Origin of the sequence: Stenotrophomonas sp. S49 (assembly GCF_016624905.1) — a bacterium.
GTDB lineage: Bacteria > Pseudomonadota > Gammaproteobacteria > Xanthomonadales > Xanthomonadaceae > Stenotrophomonas.
Genome location: NZ_JACVUD010000001.1, coordinates 22,314 through 37,695 on the forward strand (window position 1 = coordinate 22,314; position 15,382 = coordinate 37,695).

General features: G+C 68.7%; 14 protein-coding genes. 7 read left to right on the plus strand and 7 right to left on the minus strand.

What is annotated here, in order from left to right:
* Positions 1-28: 28 nt before the first annotated feature.
* Both IAE58_RS00120 and IAE58_RS00125 read left to right on the plus strand, forming a co-directional pair.
* Positions 29-1,123: a branched-chain amino acid aminotransferase gene (locus tag IAE58_RS00120; RefSeq protein ID WP_199932105.1), complete on the plus strand. Its 1,095-nt coding sequence runs from the start codon at positions 29-31 to the stop codon at positions 1,121-1,123.
* Between the two features lie 427 nt (positions 1,124-1,550).
* Positions 1,551-3,299: a S8 family peptidase gene (locus IAE58_RS00125; protein WP_199932104.1), complete on the plus strand. Its 1,749-nt coding sequence runs from the start codon at positions 1,551-1,553 to the stop codon at positions 3,297-3,299.
* Between the two features lie 200 nt (positions 3,300-3,499).
* Here IAE58_RS00125 and IAE58_RS00130 read toward each other — a convergent pair whose 3' ends face one another.
* The 3 genes from IAE58_RS00130 to wrbA form a co-directional block, all read right to left on the minus strand.
* Positions 3,500-3,985 (minus strand): asparaginase domain-containing protein, encoded by a 486-nt coding sequence (locus IAE58_RS00130; RefSeq protein WP_108748623.1) that lies wholly within the window; start codon positions 3,983-3,985, stop codon positions 3,500-3,502.
* Between the two features lie 79 nt (positions 3,986-4,064).
* Entirely contained in the window at positions 4,065-4,400 is a 336-nt protein-coding gene (locus IAE58_RS00135) for a DUF2069 domain-containing protein (RefSeq protein WP_108755485.1), read from the minus strand.
* A complete protein-coding gene (gene wrbA / locus IAE58_RS00140) occupies positions 4,397-4,990 on the minus strand; it encodes an NAD(P)H:quinone oxidoreductase (RefSeq protein WP_199932103.1) in 594 nt (197 codons plus the stop codon). The genes IAE58_RS00135 and wrbA overlap by 4 nt, the downstream gene beginning before the upstream one ends.
* 77 nt (positions 4,991-5,067) lie before the next feature.
* On the opposite strand from wrbA, the gene IAE58_RS00145 reads away from it, so the two are divergent.
* Positions 5,068-6,342, plus strand: coding sequence for a YihY family inner membrane protein (locus IAE58_RS00145; RefSeq protein WP_199932102.1), 1,275 nt, complete (start codon positions 5,068-5,070; stop codon positions 6,340-6,342).
* Complete coding sequence (locus tag IAE58_RS00150; protein ID WP_199932101.1) at positions 6,339-6,902, plus strand: TlpA disulfide reductase family protein; 564 nt, start codon at positions 6,339-6,341, stop codon at positions 6,900-6,902. Before IAE58_RS00145 ends, IAE58_RS00150 begins: the two co-directional genes overlap by 4 nt.
* Before the next feature lie 98 nt (positions 6,903-7,000).
* On the opposite strand, the gene ppk2 is transcribed toward IAE58_RS00150, so the two are convergent.
* The 4 genes from ppk2 to hemA all read right to left on the minus strand — a co-directional run bounded on the left by ppk2 (position 7,001) and on the right by hemA (position 12,106).
* A complete protein-coding gene (gene ppk2 / locus IAE58_RS00155) occupies positions 7,001-7,786 on the minus strand; it encodes a polyphosphate kinase 2 (protein WP_199932100.1) in 786 nt (261 codons plus the stop codon).
* A 267-nt stretch (positions 7,787-8,053) separates the two neighbouring features.
* Positions 8,054-9,757: a tetratricopeptide repeat protein gene (locus IAE58_RS00160; protein ID WP_199932099.1), complete on the minus strand. Its 1,704-nt coding sequence runs from the start codon at positions 9,755-9,757 to the stop codon at positions 8,054-8,056.
* Positions 9,758-9,762: 5 nt separating this feature from the next.
* Positions 9,763-10,845 carry a peptide chain release factor 1 gene (gene prfA / locus IAE58_RS00165; RefSeq protein ID WP_199932098.1) on the minus strand — a complete coding sequence of 361 codons (1,083 nt, stop codon included), beginning with the start codon at positions 10,843-10,845 and terminating at the stop codon, positions 9,763-9,765.
* Complete coding sequence (gene hemA / locus IAE58_RS00170) at positions 10,823-12,106, minus strand: glutamyl-tRNA reductase (RefSeq protein WP_108748631.1); 1,284 nt, start codon at positions 12,104-12,106, stop codon at positions 10,823-10,825. The genes prfA and hemA overlap by 23 nt, the downstream gene beginning before the upstream one ends.
* A 63-nt stretch (positions 12,107-12,169) precedes the next feature.
* Between hemA and IAE58_RS00175 the strand changes: the two genes are divergently transcribed.
* Genes IAE58_RS00175 through ispE form a run of 3 tightly spaced genes read left to right on the plus strand, consistent with a single transcriptional unit; the run spans position 12,170 to position 15,374 of the window.
* Complete coding sequence (locus tag IAE58_RS00175; RefSeq protein WP_199932097.1) at positions 12,170-13,855, plus strand: tetratricopeptide repeat protein; 1,686 nt, start codon at positions 12,170-12,172, stop codon at positions 13,853-13,855.
* Entirely contained in the window at positions 13,852-14,508 is a 657-nt protein-coding gene (gene lolB / locus IAE58_RS00180; RefSeq protein ID WP_199932096.1) for a lipoprotein insertase outer membrane protein LolB, read from the plus strand. Before IAE58_RS00175 ends, lolB begins: the two co-directional genes overlap by 4 nt.
* The gene (gene ispE, locus IAE58_RS00185; RefSeq protein ID WP_199932095.1) at positions 14,505-15,374 is read left to right on the plus strand and encodes a 4-(cytidine 5'-diphospho)-2-C-methyl-D-erythritol kinase; all 870 of its coding nucleotides are present in this window, start codon (positions 14,505-14,507) and stop codon (positions 15,372-15,374) included. Before lolB ends, ispE begins: the two co-directional genes overlap by 4 nt.
* Positions 15,375-15,382: the final 8 nt, after the last annotated feature.

The following is a 15,382-nucleotide window of genomic DNA, read 5'->3' on the forward strand; positions in this document are numbered from 1 at the left end:
TACCCGCAACCAGAACAGGAATCCTCCGGTGTCCCAGTCCATCCCCAGCTTCGCCGTTACCCGTTCGGACCACCCGCGCAGCGCTGAAGAGCGCGCCCAGATCCTGGAGAAGCCGGGCTTCGGCCTGCACTTCACCGACCACATGGTGGAAGTGCGCTGGGACAAGGATGCCGGCTGGCACAACGCCAACGTGCGTGCCTACGGCCCGCTGCAGCTGGACCCGGCCGCAGCCGTGCTGCACTACGGCCAGGAAATCTTCGAAGGCATCAAGGCCTACCGCCACGCCGACGGTTCCATCTGGACCTTCCGCCCGGACGCCAACGGCCGTCGCCTGCAGCGCTCGGCCCAGCGCCTGGCGCTGCCGGAACTGCCGGTGGAGATCTTCGTTGAATCGTTGAAGCAGCTGATCGCGCTGGACAGCGCCTGGGTGCCGTCGGCCGACGAATCCAGCCTGTACTTCCGTCCGTTCATGATCGGCGACGAAGCCTTCCTCGGCGTGCGCGGCGCGCACAAGGCCGGCTACTACGTCATCGCCAGCCCGGCCGGCCCGTACTTCGCCAAGGGCGTTGCCCCGGTCTCGATCTGGCTGTCCACCGAATACGCGCGTGCGGCCAAGGGCGGCACCGGTGCGGCCAAGTGCGGCGGCAACTACGCCGCTTCGCTGCTGCCGCAGCAGAAGGCGCAGGCGCAGGGCTGTTCGCAGGTGCTGTTCCTGGACCCGGTGGAAGGCAAGTACCTGGAAGAACTGGGCGGCATGAATGTCTTCCTGGTCTACAAGGACGGCACCCTGGTCACCCCGGAACTGTCGGGCAGCATCCTGGAAGGCATCACCCGCGAAAGCATCCTGCAGCTGGCGCGCGACCGTGGCATGAAGGTCGAAGAGCGCAAGGTCACCATCGATGAGTGGAAGAAGGGCGTGGCCTCGGGCGAGATCGCCGAAGTGTTCGCCTGCGGCACCGCCGCGGTGGTCACCCCGATCGGCCAGCTGAAGGGCGAAGGCTTCTCGGTGGGCGACATCAACGCACCGGCCGGCGAAGTGACCATGTCGCTGCGCAAGGAACTGACCGACATCCAGTACGGCCGCCTGCCGGACCGCCACAACTGGCTGGTCAAGCTGGGCTGATCGCCCGCCGCGCGTCCGTAGAGTCGAGCTTGCTCGACTGCTCTCCGCTTGGTTTCCCCAGAAAGCCCGTCCCCGCGACGGGCTTTCTGCGTTGTGGCGACCCATCCCGGCGGCCCCACCGCCGATGTCGGCAAAGACATCGCAGGACAGCCCAGGTCCCAGTCATGTCCGTGCACGTGACGTGAAAGTTCCTTCACCTTCACAAACCCTCCACACGGGAAGTCTCAGAACAGACATTTCATGTTGCTGAAAAGACACTGAAAATCTTGTGGTGTCCGGATCGAGCCTTTAGCGTCATCTGACAGCGGATCGACAGGGGAATCCGCTGGCTCACCGGACGCCGAGCCGCGCCCTCGTTCCTTGCCAAGCGCTCGCGCCGGTGCTTCTGCCGATTCCGGCATTCACACCACTAGAAAGGGAAATTCCGATGTCCCAGGTTTCGCATCTGCGTGCGCGCAAGTCGTGGGTGGTTCTCAGTGCGTCTGTTGTCACCTCCCTGCTGCTGGCCGCCCCGGCCTTCGCCGGTGACGTCCAGCTCAGCGGCCTGCAGTCCGCCCCGACGCACCAGCGTTTCATCGTGAAGTACCGTGAAGGCAGTGCCCCGGTGGCCAACACCACCGCACTGGCCTCGTCCCTGAAGACCGCCGCGGCCGGTCTGTCCAGCAGCCAGGGCCGCGCCCTGGGCCTGCAGGAAGTCCGCAAGCTGGCCATCGGCCCGACCGTGGTCAAGACCGACCGCGCGCTGGACCAGGCCGAATCCGAGCTGCTGATGCGCAAGCTCGCCGCCGACCCGAACGTGGAATACGTGGAAGTCGACCAGATCATGCGGCCGACCCTGGTGCCCAACGACGCCCGCCTGAGCGAACAGTGGGGCTTCGGCACCTCCAATGCCTCGATCAATGTCCGCCCGGCCTGGGACAAGGCCACCGGCACCGGCGTGGTCGTGGCGGTGATCGACACCGGCATCACCAGCCATCCGGATCTGAACGCCAACATCCTGCCCGGCTATGACTTCATCAGCGATGCCGCCATGGCCCGCGATGGCGGTGGCCGTGACAGCAACCCGAACGACGAAGGCGACTGGTACGCCGCCAACGAATGCGGCACCGGCTACCCGGCCTCCAACTCCAGCTGGCACGGTACCCACGTGGCCGGCACCATCGCTGCGGTGACCAACAACAGCACCGGCGTGGCCGGTACCGCCTTCAACGCCAAGGTCGTGCCGGTGCGCGTGCTCGGCAAGTGCGGCGGCTACACCTCCGACATCGCCGATGCGATCGTCTGGGCCTCCGGTGGCACCGTCAGCGGCGTGCCCGCCAACGCTAACCCGGCCGAGGTCATCAACATGTCGCTGGGTGGCAGCGGCAGCTGCTCCACCACCTACCAGAATGCGATCAACGGCGCCGTTGGCCGTGGCACCACCGTGGTGGTCGCCGCCGGCAACAGCAACACCAACGTGTCCTCGGCCGTGCCGGCCAACTGCCCGAACGTGATCGCGGTGGCCGCCACCACCTCGGCCGGCGCGCGCGCCAGCTTCTCCAACTACGGCACCGGCATCGACGTGTCGGCACCGGGTGCCAACATCCTGTCCACCCTCAACACCGGCACCACCGTACCGGCCAGCGCCAGCTATGCCTCCTACAACGGCACCTCGATGGCGGCACCGCACGTGGCCGGCGTGGTCGCGCTGATGCAGTCGGTGGCACCGAGCCCGCTCAGCCCGGCGCAGGTGGAAAGCATCCTGAAGAGCACCGCGCGTGCGCTTCCGGGCGCCTGCTCCGGCGGTTGCGGTGCGGGCATCGTCGACGCCGATGCAGCGGTCACGGCCGCCATCAACGGCGGTGGTGGCACCACTCCGGAACCGGGTGGCACCGTGCTGCAGAACAACGTGCCGGTGACCGGCCTGGGCGCGTCGAGCGGCGCCTCGCTCAGTTACACCGTGCAGGTGCCGGCCGGCAGCAGCCAGCTGCGCGTGGCCATCAGCGGTGGCAGCGGTGATGCCGATCTGTACATCCGCCAGGGCAGCGCCCCGACCGATACCACCTACACCTGCCGCCCGTACCTGAGCGGCAACAACGAGACCTGCACCGTGAACAGCCCGGCCGCTGGCACCTGGCACGTGCGGGTGAAGGCCTACAGCACCTTCTCGGGCCTGACCCTCAACGCCCAGTACTGAGCCCAAGTCCCTCTCCAAGGGCACGCCCCGGCTTCGGCCGGGGTGTTTTTTTCATGGGCGGCGGCTGCATCAAAGCGTCGCCGTGCAAGGTACTTGCTCCTGCTGGCCGCACGCGGCGATCTGTCAGGAGGGGATCATCCCCTCAACCCAGCAGCAACCGAAACGCCGAATCCATCCGCGCGACAGCGCGCCGTGGAACCTCAGACCGATTCGAAGCGGTTGGCGGCCACGTTCTTGCGCACGTGCTGCGGGTCGAAGATGCGGCCGTTCATGGCGATGTACACGCCCGACGGCAGCGACTGCACCGCGCCGATGGCACAGCCGATGTTGAATTCGGCATCCGAACCGCGGAAGCGCGCCGGGCTGAGCGCACCGGTCATCACGATGGTCTTGTCGGCGATGGTCGACAGCACCTTGCCGGTCTGCACCATCGAATCGGTGCCGTGGGTGACCAGCACGTGGCGGGTCGGCTGCGCGGCGATGGTGGCCCGGATCAGCTCACGGTCCTCATCGTTGATGTGCAGCGAATCCTTGCGCAGGATCGGAATCACATTGAAACGGAAGGTCACCCCCAGCTCGCGCAGGATCATGCCGATCTGCGGGTCGCCGATCTGGTAGTCCGACTTGTCGTCGAAGTAGATCTTGTCGATCGTGCCACCGGTGGTGACGACCAGGAGTTCTTCCATCATGTGCATGCGCGAAACCAGGGCTGGTACAGCGGCGCGGGGCCGGGGACACAGATGATACGGCCCGGCGGGCGCAGCGTCAGCGCCGCTTGCTGAAGCGGGCCCGCAGGCCGGGCAGGCTGGCGGCGAAGATCACCAGCAGCGCCAGCGCCACTTCGATCAGGGCCAGCGCGCGGGTCTGCGGGTGGCTCCAGGCGCTCATCACGCCGTGGCTGAACCAGCCCAGCGCCAGCACCGAGGCCCAGAAGCCGGCCTTGCGCCAGCCCAGGCGCAGGGCGATGGCCAAGGCCAGCGGCGGTGCGGTGAACACCAGCTGGGTCGCCAGCCAGTGCTTGTCATTGATGAACCAGCCCACGAACAGCGCGGCCAGGCCCAGCAGCGCCAGCAGCAGCACGGTATGGGGCGCGCGGCTCATCGGCCCAGGCGCTGCGCGATATCGGCCACGCGCCGGCCCAGCGCCCGCGCCAGCAGGGCTTCATCTTCGCTGGGCTGCGGGTCGTCTGCGGCGCCGGCCACGTGGCTGGCACCGTAGGGCGTACCGCCACTGGTGGTGTGGCTCAGCGCCGGTTCGGTGAAGGGGATGCCCACGATCAGGCAGCCGTGGTGCAGCAGCGGCAGTTGCATCGACAGCAGGGTCGATTCCTGGCCGCCGTGCATCGACGCGGTGGAGGTGAACACCCCCGCCGGCTTGCCGGCCAGCGTGCCGTTCACCCATTCGGCGCCCAGCCCATCCAGGAAATGCTTGACCGGCGCGGCCATGTTGCCGAAGCGGGTGGGGCTGCCCAGCAGCACGCCCTGGCATTCGGCCAGGTCCTGCACGCTGACATACGGGGCGCCTTCATCGGGCACCGGGGGCTGCGCGGTCTGGGTCACGGCGGCCACCGGCGGCACCGTGCGCAGGCGCGCGCTCATGCCCGGCACTTCGCCGATACCGCGCGCGATCTGGCGCGCCAGCCGTGCCACCGAACCGCCGCGGCTGTAGTACAGCACCAGGATTTCGCCCATCGTGCCCAGGTCTCCTCATCGTGTGGACGCCAGTATGGCTATCCTGCACGCATTCCGCATCGGGTACCCTTGCGCCGATGGAACCTCTGGATACGCTCAACCTGTGGATGGAGCGCGCGCGGGATCGCGCACGGACCGCCAGCTTCGGCCGCTTCCTGTGGCGGCGCTTTCTCGACGACCGCCTGTTCCAGGCCGCCGCCGCGCTGGCCTACACGACCGTGTTCGCGCTGGTGCCGCTGGCAATTGTCGTGTTCGGCGTGCTGTCGGCCTTCCCGGTCTTCGACCGCTGGAGTGACCAGCTCAGCGACTACGTGTTCTCCAACTTCGTGCCCAGCGCCGCGCGTGCGGCCGAAGGCTACCTGCGGCAGTTCTCGGCCAGTGCCGGCCAGCTCACCGCCGCCGGCTTCATCGCCCTGGTGGTGTCGCTGCTGATCACGCTCAACAGCGTGGAAGAAACCTTCAACCAGATCTGGCGGGTCGGCTCGACCCGGCCCAAGCTCACCCGCTTCCTGGTGTACTGGACCGTGCTGACCCTGGGCGCGATGCTCGCGGCCGCGTCGCTGGCGGTGTCGGCGCGGGTGCTGGCGCTGCCGTTGTTCGGCACCCAGGAAGGGCGCTGGCTGGCCGATCTGGGCCTGCGGCTGGCGCCGGTGCTGATCGAGTTCATCTGCATCATGCTGGTCTACCGCGTGGTGCCGCACCACACGGTGAAGTGGCGCCACGCGATTCCCGGCGCCGTGCTGGCCGCGGTGATGCTGGAACTGGTGAAGTGGGGCATCGGTGCCTACCTGGGCAGTTTCCAGTCGTACCAGAAGCTGTACGGCACCGTGGCCTTCGTGCCGATCCTGCTGCTGTGGATCTACCTGTGCTGGGTGGCCGTGTTGCTCGGCGCGTCGCTGGCCTCGTCCATGGCCGCCTTCCGCTACCAGCCGGTGGAACTGCGGTTGCCGCAGGGGTACGAGTTCTATGGCCTGCTGCGCCTGCTCGGCCGCTTCCATTACGCGCGCGCCGCTGGCAAGGGGTTGGATGACGATGAAATCCTGCGCATGGAGCCGATGCTGACCGACTCGCTGCTGCAGGACCTGGTCTGCAACCTGCAGGACATCGGCCTGCTGCGCCGCGATGAACGTGGCGAATGGCTGCTGGCGCGTGACCTGGAACAGGTCAGCCTGGCCGATCTGTACGAATGCACCCAGCTGCGCATTCCGGTGGCCGAGCAGCACCTGCCTTACCGCGACGATAGTCTGGGCCAGGCCGCGCTGGCGGCGCTGGACGAACTTCGCCTGCCGCTGCGCGAGCGCTTGAAGCGGCGCGTCAGCGATATCTATTCCGCTTCCGGAGACACCCCATGATGCACAAGATCCCGTTGTTGCTGGCCCTGCTGCTGGCCCTGGCGGCCTGCAAGCCGGCACAGGAACCGGCGCCCGCCAGCAGCGCGCCGCCGGCGCAGGCGCCCACCCGGGCCGCACCGGCGCCGGTTGAAGAGACCCCGGCCGAGCGCACCACGGCCGAATTCCCCACCCTGAAGATGAAGGCGGTGGACGGCAGCGACTACGACCTGGCCGCCCATCGCGGCAAGTGGGTGGTGGTGAACTTCTGGGCGACCTGGTGTGCGCCGTGCCGCAAGGAAATGCCCGAGCTGTCGGCGCTGCACGCCATGCGCAACAACATCGAAGTGGTGGGTCTGGCGTACGAGGAAATCGAAGCGCCGCAGATGCAGGCGTTCTTGGGCAAGCACCCGGTGACCTATCCGATCGTGGTGGTCGATCCTTTCGACCCGCCGGCCGATTTCGCCATTCCGCGCGGGCTGCCGCTCACCCACCTGATCGCCCCCGATGGCAAGCTGGCGCACACCTTCCTGGGCCCGGTCACCGCCGCCGACATCGAACAGCAGATCGCCGCAGCCCGGTAGAGTCGACCGTTGGTCGACTGAAAACCCGGTGGGGTCGGATCCCGTTGCCGCGCAACGGGCTCTGCCCCCTTCCCGGATCATCCACGCACGGCGTGGATCTACCGATCCTCGACCGGGAACGCCTCGATCGGCTTCAGCACGTCGTAGTGCTCGCGGTGCAGCTTGCCTTTCAGCGCCGGCAGTTCCGGCAGCGGTGCATCCACCCGCGTGTCCGGCAGCCGGTCCAGCAGGTTGCGTACCAGGGTCAGCCGCCCCAGCCGCTGGTCGTTGAAATCCACCAGTGTCCACGGCGCCTGCTCGCGGTGGGTTGCGCGCAGCATCGCCTCGCGCGCTTCGGTATACGCGCTGTACTTGCTGCGCGATTTCAGATCCACCGGTGACAGCTTCCAGCCCTTCAGCGGATCCACGTGCCGCTCGGCGAAGCGCTTTTCCTGCTGGGCCTGGTCCACGCACAGCCAGTACTTGAACAGCAGGATGCCTTCATCCACCAGCAACTGCTCGAACACCGGTGCCTGGCGCAGGAAGCGCTGGTACTCGCTTTCGCTGCAGTAGCCCATCACCCGTTCCACGCCGGCACGGTTGTACCAGCTGCGATCCATCAGCACGATCTCGCCCGCGGCAGGAAGATGGCTGGCGTAACGCTGGAAGTACCACTGGGTGGCTTCGCGGTCGGTAGGCTTGGGCAGTGCCACCACCCGGCACTGGCGGGGGTTCAGGTGCTGGCTGATGGCCTGGATCGCGCCGCCCTTGCCGGCGGTATCGCGGCCCTCGAACAGCACCAGCAGCCGCTGCCCGCTGTGCTGCACCCAGCGCGCCATGGCGGTCAGTTCCAGCTGCAGCGGCTGCAGCAGTGCGTCGTAGTCCTTGCGTTTCAGCTTGCCCATGGGTGCACCACGCGTGAAGGAACCCCGAGCCTAGCGCAGCGCTTGCCCAGCCGATGTCGACGCCGGGGTAGAGTCGACCGTTGGTCGACTATCGCGCGCAGCGCGGGGTTTCGCGGACGGTGACGGTAGAGTCGACCGTTGGTCGACTATCGCGCGCAGCGCAGGGTTTCGCGGACGGTGACGGTAGAGTCGACCGTTGGTCGACCATCGCGCGCAGCGCGGGCTGTTCCTGGGCCTCTGCGAAGGGCAGTCGACCAACGGTCGACTCTACCCAGCTACGCCCACCCAGCCGTGCTCACGCGCCAGCGCCTGCAGCAACGCGGAAAGATCCAACGCAAACCCGGCCATGTCGAACACGCCGCTGCGCTCGCGCGCCTGCGCCAGCTGCGCGCGCAGTGCCGACAGGGCTGTCGGGTCGTTGCCCAGCGCGCTGGCGGTCGCCACGAAGGCGGCATCGTCGGCCACGTTCATGGCCTGCAGACCCAGGTGATGGTTCAGGCTGCCGGCCACGCGTGCGGCGAAGGTGTCGCCCGGGCAGGTCAGCACCGGACAGCCGGCCCACAACGCATCGGACGCAGTGGTGTGCGCGTTGTAGGGATGGGTGTCAAGGAACAGGTCGGCCAGGGCGTAGCGCGCCAGGTACTGGGGGTGCGCGAGCTTGGCCATGAACACCAGCCGCGACGGGTCCACGCCCGCGGCCCGTGCGGCATCGCGCAGGCGCGCATCGGCCTTGCCCGGCCCGGACAGCAGCCACAGCACGCTGCCCGGTACCGCCTGCAGCACGGCAAAGGCGCGCGCCATGCTGCGCGGGTTGAGCTTGTAACTGTTGTTGAAGCAGCAGAACACCACGCCCTGTGCGGGCAGGCCGCAATCGGCGCGGCTGGGCGCCGGTTCCACACCGCGGGTGTTGTCCGAGGGCTGGAACGCGCGCGGCAGGCGCAGCACGCGTTCGCTGTAATGCGGTTCCAGCGCAGCGGGCAGGGCGAAGCCATCGGCCACCACGGCATCCAGCCACGCTGCACCGGACGTCCCTGGATACGCCAGCCAGTTCAGCTGCAGCGGGGCCGGGCGCATGGCCAGCACTTCCGGCGTGCCGCCGCCGCCCCAGCCGCGCAGGTCGAACAGCAGGTCGATGTCCTGCGCGCGGATGCGTGCGGCGGTCTCGGCGTGGCGCAGCCCCGCTACGTCATGCAGCGTGGTGGCCGCCTGCAGGCGCTGGCGGATGCGGCTGCCATCGTCGCGGTTCAGGGCAAACAGATGCAGTTGCAGTGCCGGATCGGCCCGCAGCTGCTCGAACAGCGCCACCGTCAGCAGACCGGTCGGATGGGCGCCGAAGCCGTTGGACAGAAAACCCACCCGCAACGGCCCGCGCGCGCGCACCTGCGCCGGCGGCAAGGGGCGCACCGAGGCAGCCACGGCCGTTGCCCGGCTGCGCGCGCAGGCCAGCTGTTCGGCCGCGCTGGCGTCTTCGCTCAGGAAAGCAAACGGTTCAACCACGCCCTGGCCCGTGGCCACCGCACGGCGGACCTGCGCGGCCAGCGCATCCAGATCGCGCCAATCGCACAACCGGCGCTGCCAGGCCAGGCGCTGGGCGGCAATGTAAGGCTCGCCTGGCATCAGGGTGTGTGCGCGCCGGTAGGCGTCGGCGGCGCCTTCGGCATCGTTGGCATCTTCCAGCGCATGGCCCAGCCACAGGGCAATGCCCGGATGCTGCGGCGCCAGCGTGGATGCCTGGCGCAGCAGGGTGGCTGCATCGGCATGGGCGCCGGCCATCCAGGCCACCCGGCCCAGCCGCGCCAGCGCTTCGGGGTGGTCGGGGCGCAGCTGCAGTGCGCGCCGCGCGGCGCTTTCGCCGGCAGCGATGTCGCCCGCTTCCAGTTCCACGTCGGCCAGCATCACCCAGGCAACGAAATCGCCCGGCTGGCGGGCCAGCGCCTGCTGCAGTTGCTGCCGTTGCTGCCAGGCCGACACCGTGCTCAGCCCGCCGAAAGCTGGGCCAGCGCGTCCACCTGGTGCTCGTGGCTCAGGCGCTGCAGCAGCGGGTCCAGATCGCCCGCCAGCACATTGGGCAGGTCGTACAGGGTCAGCCCTTCCACGCGATGGTCGGTGATCCGGCCCTGCGGGAAGTTGTAGGTGCGGATGCGCTGGCTGCGATCGCCGCTGCCCACCTGCAAGCGGCGTGATTCGGCCTGCGCGGCATCCTGGCGCTGGCGTTCGGCATCCAGCAGCTGCGCCTTCAGGCGCTTCATCGCCTTGTCCCGGTTGGCGTGCTGGCTGCGCTCGGTCTGGCATTCCACCACCACGCCGGTCGGCACGTGGGTGATGCGGATGGCCGATTCGGTCTTGTTCACGTGCTGGCCGCCGGCACCCGACGAACGGAACGTATCGACCTTCAGTTCGGCCGGATTGATGACGATCTCATCCACCTCGTCCGCTTCGGGAATGATCGCCACCGTGGCCGCGGAGGTGTGGATGCGGCCCTGCGATTCGGTGGCCGGCACGCGCTGCACGCGGTGCGTGCCCGATTCGAATTTGAGGCGCGAGAACGCACCGCGGCCGACCACGCGGGCCACCACTTCCTTGTAGCCGCCATGTTCGCCGGGGCTGTCCGATTCGATCTCGACCTTCCAGCCCTGGCGCTCGGCATAGCGGGCGTACATGCGGAACAGGTCGCCGGCGAAGATCGCCGCTTCGTCGCCGCCGGTGCCAGCGCGCACTTCCAGGAATAGGTTGCCGTCGTCGCGCGGGTCGCGCGGCACCAGCAGCAGCGCCAGTTCCTGCTCCAGTTCCTGCAGGCGGGCCTGTGCGGTGGCGATCTCTTCGTCGGCCAGCTCGCGCAGGTCCGGATCGGCGCGCATGCCTTCGGCGGCCGTCAGGTCGGCCTTGGCGCGGGCTTCTTCGGCCAGCGCGGTGGCGATCGGTTCCAGTTGGGCGAATTCGCGCGAAAGATCGCGGAAACGGGCATTGTCGGCAACCACGTCGGGTTCGGCGAGCAGGCGTTCCAGTTCTTCGCGGCGCTCGGCCAGCGCTTCCAGCTTACGGCGCAGGGTCGGCGTCATCGGGTCTCACGGGGGGATGGTGGTAGCCCGGCGTTGCCGGGAACAGGCGCTGCGCGGCGCGGGTCAGCTCGGCATCGCCGCTGAGTGCGGCCGCGCGCAGAGCCGCAGTGGGCGGGTGCAACAGGCGGTTGGTCAGGCCATGGGCCAGCAGTTCCAGGACTTCATCGGCCGATTTGCCGTTGGCCAGCTGCTGGCGCGCACGCTCCAGCAGTTCGGCGCGGGTGGCTTCGCCGAACGCGCGCAGCTGCCGCAGCGGCGCCTGGTGGGCGCTGGCCTGCAGGGTTTCCACATAGCGCGATACCTGCAGGTCGATGATCGCCTCGGCCTCGGCGGCGGCCTCGCGGCGCCCGCGGCGGTTGTCTTCCACCGCACGCTCAAGATCGTCCACCGTGTACAGGAAGGCGTCGTTCAGCGTGGCGACATCGGCTTCGATGTCGCGTGGCACGGCCAGGTCGAACAGCAGCATCGGCTTGTGCCGGCGCGCGCGCAGGGCATTGGCCACGGCGGCGCGGTGGATCACCGGTTCACGCGCGGCGGTGGCCGAGAACACCACGTCGGCCTCGGCCAAGTGGCGCTCCAGCTCGGTCAGGGGCAGGGCCACACCGCCGTGGCGGCTGGCCAGTTCCTGCGCATGGGCCAGGGTGCGGTTGGCGATCAGCAGGCGCCGCACCTTGCCTTCGCTCAGGTGGCGGGCGGCCAGTTCGATGGTTTCGCCCGCGCCGACCAGCAGCACGGTGGATTCATCCAGGCGCGCGAACGCGTTCTGCGCCAGGCGTACTGCCGCCGAGGCCACCGACACCGGGTTGGCGCCGACCTGGGTATCGGTACGGGCGCGCTTGGCCACCGAGAAGGTCTGCTGGAACAACCGGTCCAGTCGTTGGCCCAGCAGGCCGTGATCGCGGGCGGTGGACCAGGCGTCCTTCACCTGGCCCAGGATCTGCGGTTCACCCAGCACCATGGAATCCAGCCCGGTGGCGACCCGGAACAGATGGCGCACGGCATCGGCGTCGGCATGCTGGTACAGGTAGCCCTGCAGATCGCCGGCCTGCTGCTGCAGCCAGTGGTCCAGTGCCTGCGCCGAATCGGCTACCGCGTACAGTTCAGTGCGGTTGCAGGTGGACAGCAGCACCGCCTCGGCGATCTGCGGGGTATCGCGCAGCGAACCGAGCGCGCGCGGCAGCGCCTCACCGGCGAAGGCTGCGCGTTCGCGCAGTTCCACCGGTGCGGTCTGGTGATTCAGTCCGAGCACCCACAGGGTCATTGTTCAGTTGCTTGCGATAAGCTGCTGGCCATTGGACGACATTTTAAGGCCCCGATGCCGACGATGCCCGCATTGATTCGCATCCCCAGTGTTCTGCTGCTGTCCCTGGCCTGTGCCCAGGCGGTGTCGGCAGCGCCGGCCAAGGCGCCCGCACGGGCCCCGGCCGCTGAAGCACTGGCCCTGGAACCGGTGATCGCCGGCGAATTCGCCCTGCAGGCCGGCAAGCTGGCCGAGGCCGCGCGCTGGTACCTGCAGGCGGCCCAGCAGACCGACGGCGACGCTGGCCTGGCCGAGCGGGCCACCCGTATTGCCATGCTGGCCAACGAGGATGCCAATGCCGCAAAGGCGCTGGCCCTGTGGCAGCAGCGTGCCCCAGCGTCCCTGCCGATGCGCAGCGCCGCGGCCGCCCTGGCCATGCGCCAGGGCAATGTGAAGACGGCCCGCAGCGAACTGCAATCACTGCTGCAGGACCGCGACGAGCAGGGCTGGAAGTTCGCCCTGGCCGCCCTGATCGGTGGCGGGCGCGATCCGGCGGTACCGGCGCAGGTGCTGGGCGAGCTGGTCGATGCCAATGCCATTCCGGCCAGGATCGAGGTCTGGCAGGAGTTCGGGCGGCTGGCCCTGCGCATGGAAAAGCCGGAGCTGGCGCAGCGCATGATCGACGAAGTGGTGCGCCGCTTCCCGCAGGAACCGCGGGTGGCGCTGCTGCGCGCCAGCCAGCTGCAGCAGGCCGGGCAGACCGGTCAGGCGCTGACGCTCTTGCAGGGCGTGGAGCCGCAGACCCGCCAGGATCCAGACCTGCGCAACGCCGTGGCCATCGCATATGACAGCCTGGGCCAGCCGGCCGCGGCCGAACGCGTGCTGGCATACGGCCCGCAGGACGTGCAGACCTGGGGCATGCGCGCATCGCTGCTGGCCAAGCAGGGCGACAAGGCGGCGCTGGGCAATCTGTACAACGAGCTGTCGCGGCAGGCGGCCAAGCCGGATCCGGCGCAGCGCCTGCTGCTGGGCAAGATTGCCGAATACCTGCAGCGCTACCCGGAGGCGGTGAACTGGTACCACAGCGTGCCGGGCGGTGAAGAACTGAGCGAGGCGCGGCTGCGTGCGGCCAACGCGCAGGGTCTGGCCGGTCGCCAGGACCTGGCGTTGCAGGAGGTGCATGCCATCCAGTCCGACGCGACGGTCGATGATGACGTGCGCCGCGATGCCTACCTGCTGGAAGCCGAACTGCGCCAGCGTGCCGACGATCTGCCCGGTGAACTGGATGCCCTGGCGCGTGGCCTGGCCGCCTATCCGGATGAAAACGCGCTGCTTTACGCGCGTGGCCTGGCCTGGGAACGCCGCGACGATATTCCCCGTGCGGAGGCCGACCTGCGCAAGATCCTGGTGACCGAGCCGGAAAACGTGCCGGCGCTGAATGCACTTGGCTACACCCTGGCCGACCGTACCGGGCGTTACCAGGAGGCCTTGGAGCTGATCGACCGCGCGCGCGTGGCCGAACCGGACAACGCCGCCATCGTCGACAGCTACGGCTGGGTGCTCTACCGCCTGGGGCGCAACGAAGATGCCCTGGTGCAGCTGCGCCGTGCCTGGACCCTGGCCAAGGACCCGGAAATCGCCGCCCACGTGGGCGAAGTGCTGTGGGTGCTCGGCAAGCATGACGAGGCCCGCCACTTCTTCGACGAAGCGGCCAAGCTGGACCCCGAGAACCGCGCGCTGCTGCGCGCCCGCGAGAAATTCAATCCATGAGTGTTTCCTCGATCCGCCCGCTGCTGCTGGCGGCGGTGACCCTGGCGGTCAGTGCCTGCACCAGCGTCGGCACCCAGAAGACCCCCGCGCCGGAAGTTGTGTACACCGTTTCGCCGGCCGCCGAGCGCGCCGAAGAGGCGCGCGTGCAGGCGTTGCGTGCACAGCCGGATTACGCCTTCCAAGGGCGGGTTGCGGTCAGCAAGGGCAAGAACGGTGGCAGCGGCCGCATCGATTGGGTGCAGCAGGGCAGCGAGTACCGCGTGCAGCTGAGCGCGCCGGTCACCCGCCAGAGCTGGACCCTGCAGGGCGACGCGGTGCAGGGTGGGGCGCGGCTGGAAGGGCTGGGCGACGGCCCGCGCACGGGCGACGACGCGCGCCTGTTGCTGCTCGATGCCACCGGCTGGGACATCCCGGTCAGTGAACTGTCCGACTGGACCCGCGGCCTGGTGCTGCGCGGCAGCGGCGAAAGTGCCGTGGAGCGTGATGCCGAGGGCCGCCCGCGGCGCATGCAGCAGGCCGGCTGGCTGATCCAGTACCTGGACTGGTACCCGGCGCAGGACGGGCGCCCGGCCCTGCCGCGGCGCATCGAGGCCAGCCGCGAGGATGCCAAGGTGCGCCTGCTGGTGGACCAGTGGGGCGCCGACGCCCCATGACTGCGCAGATTGACGCCGACGGCTGGTCCTGGTGGCCGGCCCCGGCCAAGCTGAACCTGTTCCTGCATATCACCGGCCGCCGCACCGACGGCTACCACGAACTGCAGACCGTGTTCCGGCTGCTGGACTGGGGCGACCGCATCGGCCTGCGCCTGGGTGAAGACGGTCAGGTGCGCCGCGAAGGTGACGGCCTGGCCGGCGTGGCGGAAGACCAGGATCTGGCCGTGCGCGCCGCGCGGCTGCTGAAGAGTGTGGCGAATGTCGCCCAAGGTGCGGACATCATCGTCGAAAAGCATGTTCCTGCGGGCGGCGGCTTCGGCGGTGGCTCGTCCGACGCGGCCACCGTGCTGGTCGTGCTGAACCGGTTGTGGCAGGCCGGCCTGGACGAAGATGCGCTGGCCGCGCTGGGCCTGCAGCTGGGGGCCGACGTGCCGGTTTTCGTGCGCGGCCGCAATGCCTGGGCCGAAGGGGTGGGCGAGCGCCTGCAGCCGATCGCGCTGCCTGCGGCCTGGTATGTGATCGCCGAACCGGGCGTTCATGTTCCGACCCCGGCCCTGTTTGCTGACCCGGATTTGACGCGCGACAGCCCAGTTGCGAAAATAGAGGACTTCGCTTCCGGCGCTCTGGTCGGAAACGCGTTCGAGCCGGTGCTGCGCCGTCGCGAGCCTGCCGTCGAGGCGGTGCTTGCCGCGTTGAGCCGCATAGGCCGGGCACGTTTGACCGGGTCTGGAAGTGGTTGTTTCGTCGAGTTCGATTCGCAGGCTGCCGCAGAGCAGGGACGAGCGAAATTGCCGAAGGAGTTGCGGGCAAGGGTGGCAGCGGGCGTCATGCGTTCGCCACTGCTGGAAGCACTCGAGCAACACTGATTCATCAC

Excerpts from the sequence above, each read along its gene's own strand:
- IAE58_RS00125 (WP_199932104.1), top strand. The coding sequence starts at position 1,551 with ATGTCCCAGGTTTCGCATCTGCGTGCGCGCAAGTCGTGGGTGGTTCTC.
- IAE58_RS00130 (WP_108748623.1), bottom strand. The coding sequence starts at position 3,985 with ATGGAAGAACTCCTGGTCGTCACCACCGGTGGCACGATCGACAAGATC.
- IAE58_RS00135 (WP_108755485.1), bottom strand. The coding sequence starts at position 4,400 with ATGAGCCGCGCGCCCCATACCGTGCTGCTGCTGGCGCTGCTGGGCCTG.
- wrbA (WP_199932103.1), bottom strand. The coding sequence starts at position 4,990 with ATGGGCGAAATCCTGGTGCTGTACTACAGCCGCGGCGGTTCGGTGGCA.
- IAE58_RS00145 (WP_199932102.1), top strand. The coding sequence starts at position 5,068 with ATGGAACCTCTGGATACGCTCAACCTGTGGATGGAGCGCGCGCGGGAT.
- IAE58_RS00150 (WP_199932101.1), top strand. The coding sequence starts at position 6,339 with ATGATGCACAAGATCCCGTTGTTGCTGGCCCTGCTGCTGGCCCTGGCG.
- ppk2 (WP_199932100.1), bottom strand. The coding sequence starts at position 7,786 with ATGGGCAAGCTGAAACGCAAGGACTACGACGCACTGCTGCAGCCGCTG.
- prfA (WP_199932098.1), bottom strand. The coding sequence starts at position 10,845 with ATGACGCCGACCCTGCGCCGTAAGCTGGAAGCGCTGGCCGAGCGCCGC.
- hemA (WP_108748631.1), bottom strand. The coding sequence starts at position 12,106 with ATGACCCTGTGGGTGCTCGGACTGAATCACCAGACCGCACCGGTGGAA.
- IAE58_RS00175 (WP_199932097.1), top strand. The coding sequence starts at position 12,170 with ATGCCCGCATTGATTCGCATCCCCAGTGTTCTGCTGCTGTCCCTGGCC.
- lolB (WP_199932096.1), top strand. The coding sequence starts at position 13,852 with ATGAGTGTTTCCTCGATCCGCCCGCTGCTGCTGGCGGCGGTGACCCTG.
- ispE (WP_199932095.1), top strand. The coding sequence starts at position 14,505 with ATGACTGCGCAGATTGACGCCGACGGCTGGTCCTGGTGGCCGGCCCCG.